This window comes from Vibrio sp. M260118 (assembly GCF_036533755.1).
Classification (GTDB): domain Bacteria; phylum Pseudomonadota; class Gammaproteobacteria; order Enterobacterales; family Vibrionaceae; genus Vibrio.
Window position 1 is genome coordinate 1 of the sequence record NZ_JATABG010000121.1, and the last position, 9234, is coordinate 9234.

At 45.0% G+C, this 9234-nt stretch carries 7 protein-coding genes and 1 rRNA gene; 3 read left to right on the top strand and 5 right to left on the bottom strand.

Annotation, left to right across the window (positions count from 1 at the left end; genetic code table 11):
- The 4 genes from QTO00_RS09245 to QTO00_RS09260 form a co-directional block, all read right to left on the bottom strand.
- A 16S ribosomal RNA gene (locus QTO00_RS09245) occupies positions 1 to 147 on the bottom strand; the annotation flags it as partial.
- 452 nt (positions 148 to 599) lie between these two features.
- Positions 600 to 1127 carry a menaquinone-dependent protoporphyrinogen IX dehydrogenase gene (gene hemG, locus QTO00_RS09250; protein WP_331424457.1) on the bottom strand — a complete coding sequence of 176 codons (528 nt, stop codon included), beginning with the start codon at positions 1125 to 1127 and terminating at the stop codon, positions 600 to 602.
- A 9-nt stretch (positions 1128 to 1136) separates the two neighbouring features.
- On the bottom strand, positions 1137 to 2594 hold the full coding sequence (locus tag QTO00_RS09255) for a TrkH family potassium uptake protein (RefSeq protein ID WP_038208562.1): 1458 nt from the start codon (positions 2592 to 2594) through the stop codon (positions 1137 to 1139).
- Positions 2595 to 2634: 40 nt separating this feature from the next.
- Positions 2635 to 3264 carry a YigZ family protein gene (locus QTO00_RS09260; protein WP_331424460.1) on the bottom strand — a complete coding sequence of 210 codons (630 nt, stop codon included), beginning with the start codon at positions 3262 to 3264 and terminating at the stop codon, positions 2635 to 2637.
- A gap of 248 nt (positions 3265 to 3512) precedes the next feature.
- Here QTO00_RS09260 and fadB point away from each other — a divergent pair, with 248 nt between their 5' ends.
- Positions 3513 to 5684: a fatty acid oxidation complex subunit alpha FadB gene (gene fadB / locus QTO00_RS09265; RefSeq protein WP_331424462.1), complete on the top strand. Its 2172-nt coding sequence runs from the start codon at positions 3513 to 3515 to the stop codon at positions 5682 to 5684.
- Between the two features lie 12 nt (positions 5685 to 5696).
- The gene (gene fadA / locus QTO00_RS09270; RefSeq protein ID WP_331424464.1) at positions 5697 to 6872 is read left to right on the top strand and encodes an acetyl-CoA C-acyltransferase FadA; all 1176 of its coding nucleotides are present in this window, start codon (positions 5697 to 5699) and stop codon (positions 6870 to 6872) included.
- A gap of 49 nt (positions 6873 to 6921) precedes the next feature.
- On the opposite strand, the gene punR is transcribed toward fadA, so the two are convergent.
- A complete protein-coding gene (punR, locus tag QTO00_RS09275; protein WP_331424466.1) occupies positions 6922 to 7821 on the bottom strand; it encodes a DNA-binding transcriptional activator PunR in 900 nt (299 codons plus the stop codon).
- Between the two features lie 155 nt (positions 7822 to 7976).
- Between punR and punC the strand changes: the two genes are divergently transcribed.
- Positions 7977 to 9176 carry a purine nucleoside transporter PunC gene (gene punC / locus QTO00_RS09280; protein WP_331424468.1) on the top strand — a complete coding sequence of 400 codons (1200 nt, stop codon included), beginning with the start codon at positions 7977 to 7979 and terminating at the stop codon, positions 9174 to 9176.
- Positions 9177 to 9234 lie beyond the last annotated feature (58 nt).

Below are 9234 nucleotides of genomic sequence, written 5' to 3' on the forward strand. Positions count from 1 at the left end.
GGGCAATTTCCCAGGCATTACTCACCCGTCCGCCGCTCGACGCCGTTAACGTTCCCCGAAGGTTCAGTTAACTCGTTTCCGCTCGACTTGCATGTGTTAGGCCTGCCGCCAGCGTTCAATCTGAGCCATGATCAAACTCTTCAATTTAAGATTTTGTTCGGCTCAATGAATACTGAACATTACATAAGTAATGTTTGAATTGACTGTGCTGAATCTTTCGATTCAATGGTCACTTCGTATCATTGAAACCTAAATTGATACCGAAGTATCTATTTGGATTATCATCAACGAGTGCCCACACAGATTGATAGGTTTATATTGTTAAAGAGCTTTCCGACTGAGCATTGCTCAAAACGGACGGCCATTTTAGCGAGTTAAAGTTTAGTGTCAACCACTTTTTTCAAACTTTCTTCAAGTGTTTCCACTTGGCTAATTGACCTTGCTAACTGGCCTAACGTTTCTGTTGAAGCGTTGCCGTGTCAGCGAGGGGGCATTATAGAGATCGCCATCACATTGGCAAGCCCTTTTTGATGTTTTTTCTGACTTTTTTACTGTTCGATTAAATTTCGATCTAAGAGGCCTATAATCCAGTGTTTTCTTTACATTTCTTTAAACTTATTAGCAAAGAGAGTCACTTTTTCCCAGTTTGTATACTCAACCTCTTTGGTTGTATCGGTCTCTCCACCAGTCATACTCATAATGAACTTAATCATAGTTCGGTCAAACCAGCCATAACGAGGGTAGTAGAGAGCACCAGCGAATACGCCAATGAGTTTAGGTTGCCAAGGCGACTTTTTAAGGAATGTCTTTATATAGACACTTCCTTCAGGCGTATCTTTACCTTGATCTTCTTTACGAGCGGTAAGATTGACACAGAAGAACGCAGCTTTGCTCTGTTGCAATGCTGAGAGGTTACGCTCGATAAACTGATAGAGCTTTTTATTGAGATGACCATAACGAATCGACGCACCAATAACAACGCGCTCATATTGGCTAAAATCTACCGTGTCCAAAGTATGGAGATCACGCAATTCACACTCATACTCCGACAACTCTGCCTGGATATGATGAAGAATCTTTTTAGTTTGACCTTCGCGAGTCGAATAGAGAAATAGCGCCTTTGCCACATCGTCTCCTTAGCTACGCCAGAATGTAGGCGTAAGTAATATCAATAGAGTAAAGATTTCCAATCGACCAAATAGCATGGAAACAATCAGAACCCATTTTGCCTTGTCATTAACATCTCCAAAATGGACCGCCACTTCACCTAAGCCGGGGCCTAAGTTGTTCAACGTAGCAGCCACAGCAGAAAATGCACTTAGCTCATCCATTCCCGTTGCGATAAGACCGAGCATACATACAACAAACACCAAGGCATAGGCGGAGAAGAACCCCCATACCGCATCGACAACACGCTGCGATAGAGAGCTACCACCCACTTTAATGGTATATACAGCTCGCGGGTGGACCAATCGCTTCAGTTCACGGACACCTTGTAGCGTTAGTAGCAAAATACGAATTACCTTCATGCCGCCACCTGTGGATCCTGCACATCCACCGATAAAAGAGGAAAATAGCAACAGCACAGGCAAAAACAGCGGCCACTCAGAAAAACCAGTGGTAGTAAAACCTGCCGTAGTCGAGATTGAAACTGTCTGGAAAAGGGCTTGATCAAAGGCATCGTAGACTGTGTTGTACGAGTGATGATTAAGTAGAATAAGGAAGCACACAACAAACAGTAGCACTTGGATAAAGATAAATGCTCTAAACTCGGGATCTTTCCAATAGTACTTTGGATGCACCCCACCAGAGGCAAAGGCTGCAAAGTGAAGTGAGTAGTTACATGCAGAGATCAGTAGGAATACTACGGTAATCATATTGATCGCATAGCTATCAAAATAACCCATACTTGCGTCATGGGTTGAGAAACCGCCAATCGCGATCGTAGAGAAACTATGACTTAGTGCATCAAATGGCGTCATGCCCGCTAGCCAAAATGCACCTGCACACGCGAGAGTCAAACTCAAATAGATATACCAAAGTGCCTTTGCGGTTTCGGCGATGCGTGGTGTCATCTTACTATCTTTAACCGGCCCTGGAATTTCAGCGCGATACAACTGCATACCACCAATGCCTAGCACAGGAAGAATAGCAACGGCCAAAACGATGATACCCATACCGCCGAACCACTGTAGCAGTTGGCGATAAAATAGTATTGCTTTCGGCAAGTCATCTAATCCAACAATGACGGTTGCCCCGGTTGTGGTTAATGCAGAGAAAGATTCAAAGAATGCATCGGTAACCGAAATATTGGGATTATCAGCAATCAGGAATGGCAGTGAACCGGCACTACCCAGTACCGTCCAAAATAGAACAACAATCAAAAAGCCATCGCGAGCTTTTAGTTCATGTTTGTAGCGACGGTTTGGAAACCAACATAAGGTGCCGCAAAATAGCAGTACAAAGAAAGTCGTAACAAATGGAACACCAGCACCGTCTCGATAAATGAGCGCCACCAATGCGGGAGCTAACATAGAGAGACTAAACAGGGCGAGCAACAGCCCGACGATGCGAATAATGGATCGAAATTGCATGGTTAGATTGATTTGTGAAGCGTAGCTTCCGACTTCCTAATTATCGTTGTTGTTTGTCCAATGAGGTAACCAGTACCTTGGCGCCACTCTTATTAATAATGGTTTGTGTAAAAGCACTCACTTGACGCAGTTCAATCTCAACAACCATTTTAACTAAGTCACTATACTCAGCATCCACTTCTTGGACACCAAACTGAGGAAAAAGAGACTGAGCTATTGGCATAAACCCATAGTCTAACTCCAGTAGCAACTTTGTGGTTACTTTTTTCTCAATTGTTTGAAGCAACTTGAGTGCTTGTTGCACCCCTCCACCATAAGCCTTTACTAAACCACCTGTTCCAAGCTTGATGCCACCGGAGTAACGCGTCACTACAGCAGTGATTTCACCAACACCAGATCCGGATAACTGAGCCAAGATCGGTTTACCTGCCGTACCAGAAGGTTCTCCGTCATCACTGAAGCCCCATTTCATCGAGTCTTCCGGACGACCTGCGACAAATCCCCAGCAATTATGGCGAGCGTCCGCATGCTGAGTCTTTATCTGATCAACAAATGCTTTAGCAAGTTCCACTGACGGAGTATGAGCGAGATGAGTGATAAAGACGCTCTTCTTAATCTCTTCTTCAAACAGGGCCTGCTGCGCAGGAATCAAATATGGCAGTTCATTCATAGGTTTAGATAGCTTCGAAACGTGCCTGCAGTTTAGCACGAGAGTGAATTTGGCGTCGCATAAGATCTGTTTGAGCGCACAATGTTAAACACTTGTTTAAAAAATGTATTGAATTTAACCACCAGCGAGTCCAAACTAAAGCAACTGGTCTAACCAGAATAACTATAATACCACTTTCCTTTATAGCGGTAGCCACTCAACCACCGCTGTACACGCAATCCTAAGATTGTATGTCATGGAGATAGACAATGATTTACCAAGCCGAAACCCTACAGGTAAAGGAATTACAAAATGGAATCGCTGAACTGAGCTTTTGTGCTCCAGCGTCTGTGAATAAGCTCAACCTCGCAACTCTTGAGTCTCTAGATAAAGCTCTTGATGCGTTAAAAGCTCATAGCTCTCTAAAAGGTCTACTACTCACTTCAGATAAAGACGCGTTCATTGTTGGCGCTGATATTACCGAGTTTCTGGGCCTGTTTGCCAAACCGGAGCAAGAACTGGATCAATGGCTTCAATTAGCCAATAGCATCTTTAATAAGTTAGAAGATCTACCAGTACCGACTCTTTCTGTTTTAAAAGGCCACACGTTGGGCGGTGGATGTGAGTGTGTACTCGCTACCGACATACGTATTGGTGACAAAACAACCAGCATAGGTTTACCAGAAACTAAATTGGGTATAATGCCTGGTTTCGGTGGCTGTGTGCGTTTGCCTCGTGTTATCGGTGCCGATAGCGCAATGGAGATCATCACCCAAGGTAAAGCATGCCGCGCTGATGAAGCTCTAAAGATTGGCCTACTCGATGCCGTTGTAGAAACAGAGGCGCTGTATGAGTCAGCACTTAGCACTCTAACCCAAGCCATCAACGAAAAGCTTGACTGGAAAGAGCGCCGCAAACAAAAAACATCACCTCTGTCGTTAAGTAAACTCGAATCTATGATGAGCTTTACAATGGCAAAAGGTTTAGTCGCTCAAAAAGCAGGCCCTCACTACCCTGCACCTATGACAGCCGTAATTACTATTGAAGAGGGTGCTCGCTTCTCGCGTAACCAAGCACTCGATATCGAGCGCAAGCATTTCGTTAAGCTGGCTAAGTCTGAAGAGGCGAAATCTCTTGTCGGCTTATTCCTTAACGATCAATACATTAAAGGACTCGCGAAAAAAGCTGCTAAGTCTGCAAGCAAAGATACCCAACGTGCCGCTGTATTAGGTGCGGGCATCATGGGTGGCGGTATCGCATACCAATCTGCACTTAAAGGTGTGCCGGTATTAATGAAGGATATCGCACAGCCTTCACTCGATCTTGGTATGACAGAAGCATCTAAGCTACTCAACAAGCGTTTATCTCGTGGCCGAATTGATGGCTTCAAGATGGCAGGTATCCTAGCTTCAATCACACCTAGCCTTCACTACGCAGGCATAGAAGAAACAGACGTGATTGTGGAAGCCGTGGTTGAAAACCCGAAAGTGAAAGCAGCAGTACTCAGCGAAGTAGAAGAGCAAGTGAGTGAAGGTACCGTGATTACCTCTAACACCTCGACTATCCCAATCAACCTGCTAGCGAAATCACTCAAGCGACCAGAAAACTTCTGTGGTATGCACTTCTTTAACCCAGTGCACCGCATGCCACTGGTTGAGATTATTCGTGGTGAGCACACTTCTGACGAAACCATCAATCGTGTTGTGGCTTACGCGGCAAAAATGGGTAAATCACCAATCGTAGTCAATGATTGCCCAGGATTCTTCGTCAACCGCGTGCTATTCCCATACTTTGGTGGATTTAGCATGTTGCTACGCGACGGTGCTGATTTTACTAAGATCGATAAAATCATGGAACGTAAGTTTGGTTGGCCTATGGGTCCTGCTTACTTACTTGATGTTGTAGGTATTGATACCGCCCACCACGCACAAGCTGTAATGGCGCAAGGCTTCCCAGAGCGTATGGGTAAAAATGGCCGCGATGCAATTGATGCACTATTTGAAGCCGATAAGTATGGCCAGAAAAATGGTAATGGTTTTTACAGCTACACCATAGATAGAAAAGGTAAACCAAAGAAAACATTCAGCGAAGATATTCTGCCTGTACTAGCGGATGTGTGTGCTGAAAAACAACAGTTCGACGATCAGACCATCATTGAACGTATGATGATTCCGATGATCAATGAAGTTGTGTTGTGTCTGCAAGAAAACATCATCGCCTCTCCTCAAGAAGCGGATATGGCTCTTGTTTACGGTTTGGGTTTCCCTCCATTCAGAGGTGGAGTTTTCCGTTATCTAGATAGCGTTGGTATCGCCGAGTTTGTCGCTAAGGCGAAACAGTACTCAGATCTAGGCGCTATGTATCACGTACCACAGTTGCTGATTGATATGGCAGAGAAAGGCCAAACTTTCTACGGTTCTCAGCAACAAGGTTCTATCTAAGGAGACTCCCAAATGACTAATCAAACTAAAAACGTTGTTGTAGTAGATTGTCTACGTACACCGATGGGACGCTCTAAAGGTGGTGCTTTCCGTCATACTCGTGCTGAAGACCTTTCCGCTCACCTAATGAAAGGTATTCTTGCCCGCAACCCTCAAGTTAACCCAAGCGAGATTGAAGATATCTACTGGGGCTGTGTACAGCAAACTCTAGAGCAAGGCTTTAACGTCGCACGTAACGCCGCTTTACTAGCAGGTCTACCCATTGAGATAGGCGCAGTCACAGTCAACCGTTTGTGTGGTTCTTCAATGCAGGCACTCCACGATGGTACCCGTGCCATCATGACCGGTGATGCTGAGATCTGCCTAATTGGTGGTGTTGAGCATATGGGTCACGTGCCAATGACCCATGGTGTGGATTTTCACCCTGGCATGTCAAAGAATGTCGCAAAAGCGGCTGGTATGATGGGCTTAACCGCGGAAATGCTAGGTAAGCTACATGGTATCAGCCGTGAACAGCAAGATGAGTTTGCCGCACGTTCTCACGCAAGAGCCCATGCCGCTACGTTAGAAGGTCGCTTTAAGAATGAAATCTTACCGATCGAAGGCCATGCGGCAGATGGAACACTGTTTACGCTAGATTATGATGAGGTTATTCGCCCTGAAACCTCTGTAGAAGGTCTGTCTCAGCTTCGCCCTGTGTTTGATCCTGCGAATGGTACAGTTACTGCGGGTACTTCCTCAGCCCTTTCAGATGGTGCTTCGGCTATGTTGATCATGAGCGAAGATAAGGCCAATGAGCTTGGTTTGACGATTCGTGCTCGCATCAAAGGTATGGCGATTGCCGGCTGCGATCCATCTATCATGGGTTACGGTCCAGTACCTGCAACACAAAAAGCGCTAAAACGCGCAGGTCTTACTATCCAAGATATGGACGTGGTTGAGTTAAATGAAGCGTTTGCCGCGCAGTCTCTGCCTTGTGCCAAAGACTTAGATCTACTCGAAGTGATGGATGAAAAGGTTAACCTTAACGGTGGTGCTATCGCGCTTGGTCACCCACTAGGCTGTTCAGGTTCACGTATCTCGACAACACTGATTAACCTGATGGAAGCGAAAGATGCTAAGTATGGTCTGGCAACCATGTGTATCGGTTTAGGTCAGGGAATTGCGACTGTCTTTGAACGTCCATAAAACTTAAGTGAGTACAACAAACGCCAGTTTATTCGCTGGCGTTTTTTTATTACTTTAACCAATCCTGATAAAGCTGCTGAGAACAACCTAAATAGTCCACCATCCACTGAATCAGCTTATGATTGTCATCTTTACGCCAAACCAAACAACACTGACTGATAGGCTTCTCACCAGGTAAGGTTTTCTCCACCAGCTCCCCACTCAAGATGAGTGGTAACGCGATATGTCGCGGCATATAACCGATTCCGACACCATTCTTGAGACACTCAATGGCACTATACCAATTCGGTAATAGCAAGCGGCGCTGTTGCGGGTAATGACCGGTATGACGTTTTGGTAACACACTAGAAGTATCATCCAAGCAAATCGCCGGGAATTGACTGACATAATCTTCCGTCAATTGTAACTGTAGAGCGCAAGGATGAGAGGGAGACATAACAAAAGCCCAATCCAAAACACCCATATCTCTAACTTCAAAATCACCACCAACAGGAACCGCAGATGTCGCTCCAAGCACTATATCTGCGCGCTCTTGAGCTATGGCTTCCCAAGAGCCGTTGAAAACTTCCATATTGATCTGCAACTCGGCAAATTCAAACTCTCGATAGAAGTCTTCAACCAAAGGTTTCAGCCTGTCTAATTTAACCACATTGTCCAAAGTTAACTTCAGCGTTGATTGCCAACCATGCGCTGCTCGCTTGGTTTGAGCTTTAAGATCTTCCATCTGCCTCAATAAAAGCCGAGCTTCTGCAATGAACAACTCACCTGCAGGGGTGAGTTCTACTTTTCTTGGTAGGCGACGAAATAGAACAACATCTAACTCTTGCTCGACTTGACGTACACCATAACTGATTGCCGAAGGCACTTTGTGCAACACCTCTGCTGCGGCAGTAAAACTACCCAAACGGGCAACGGTATCTAACATCTCCAATGAAGATTTTGAGTACATAATATACAAGCATTCAATTTTTTTGATTGATAACTAGTAATTTTAACGTTTTATTTTCTAGAAATCGAAAAATAGAATGGCACTGCACGTAAATCAGGGTTGGCGCCAACTGATATTGAAGTAATTAATGATTAAATAATTTGATTGGTTGAATCATGAAAATATCAAAACTACAACTCGTTTATCTCGCAACTCTCTCTATGCTCGGCTTTATTGCCACAGATATGTACCTCCCCGCTTTTAAAGCCATGGAAGTTGATTTCGCAACAGGCCCAGAACAAATTGCGCTTTCACTAACCGTGTTCTTAGTTGGAATGGCCTTTGGTCAGCTATTATGGGGGCTAGCATCTGACAAATTTGGTCACCGCAATACCTTAGCGGCAGGCTTAGTAATTTTCACGGTCGCATCATTTGGTTTAGCGTTTAGTGACCAAGTATGGCAACTGCTCGTACTGCGCTTTATACAAGCGATAGGTGTCTGTGCTCCAGCAGTAATATGGCAAGCAATGGTGATCAAACGCCACTCAAGTAATAGTCAACAAATTTTTGCTACGATTATGCCTCTGGTTGCCTTGTCCCCAGCTCTTGCTCCTCAATTAGGCGTGCTATTGGCCGATCAGTTTGGTTGGCATAGCATTTTTGTTGCTTTGGCACTAATGGGGGTATTGCTAGTCATCGCCACTATGACACAAGAAAATGAAACAGCAGAGGTTAAACACACCAGTATATCAACTGATATTAAGGCGCTACTGGCGTCAAAAACCTACCTAGGCAATGTGTTGATGTTTGCTACCGCGTCAGCTGCCTTCTTTGCTTACCTAACAGGTATGCCAGAGATCATGTCGCAACTCGGTTATGAGGCCAAAGACATAGGTTTAAGCTTTATCCCCCAAACTATTGCGTTTATGGTGGGTGGCTACTTAGGCAAGGTAGGCGTACGCAAGTTTGGTGATGAAAAAGTACTGCGCCAACTGATCGGTCTGTTTAGCGTCGCATCACTACTGATCTTAATCGCCTCTCAATGGGAATTAACCTCTATCTGGCCTATTCTCACACCATTTTGCTTGATTGCAGTCGCCAATGGTGCACTTTACCCTATTGTCGTCAATAGAGCCTTAGCCAGTGCGAAACAGAGCCCAGCTACCGCAGCGGGTCTTCAGAATAGTTTACAGATCTGTGTAAGTAGCCTAGCTAGTGCTCTTGTTGCAACAATGGCTAGCCAAGCTCAATTAGTCACTGGAATCGCTATCGCAGTGTGCATGCTGGGCTTATGGGTTGGTTTCATTGTTTCCAACCGACACCTATCTCAGCATTTCACTACGCCAGATAACTCCCGAGTAGTTAGTGACGAGTAAAAAAGACAAGAGCCGCATGTGCGGCTCTTAATCATCTAGCTAGGTTAAGTAAGTATTT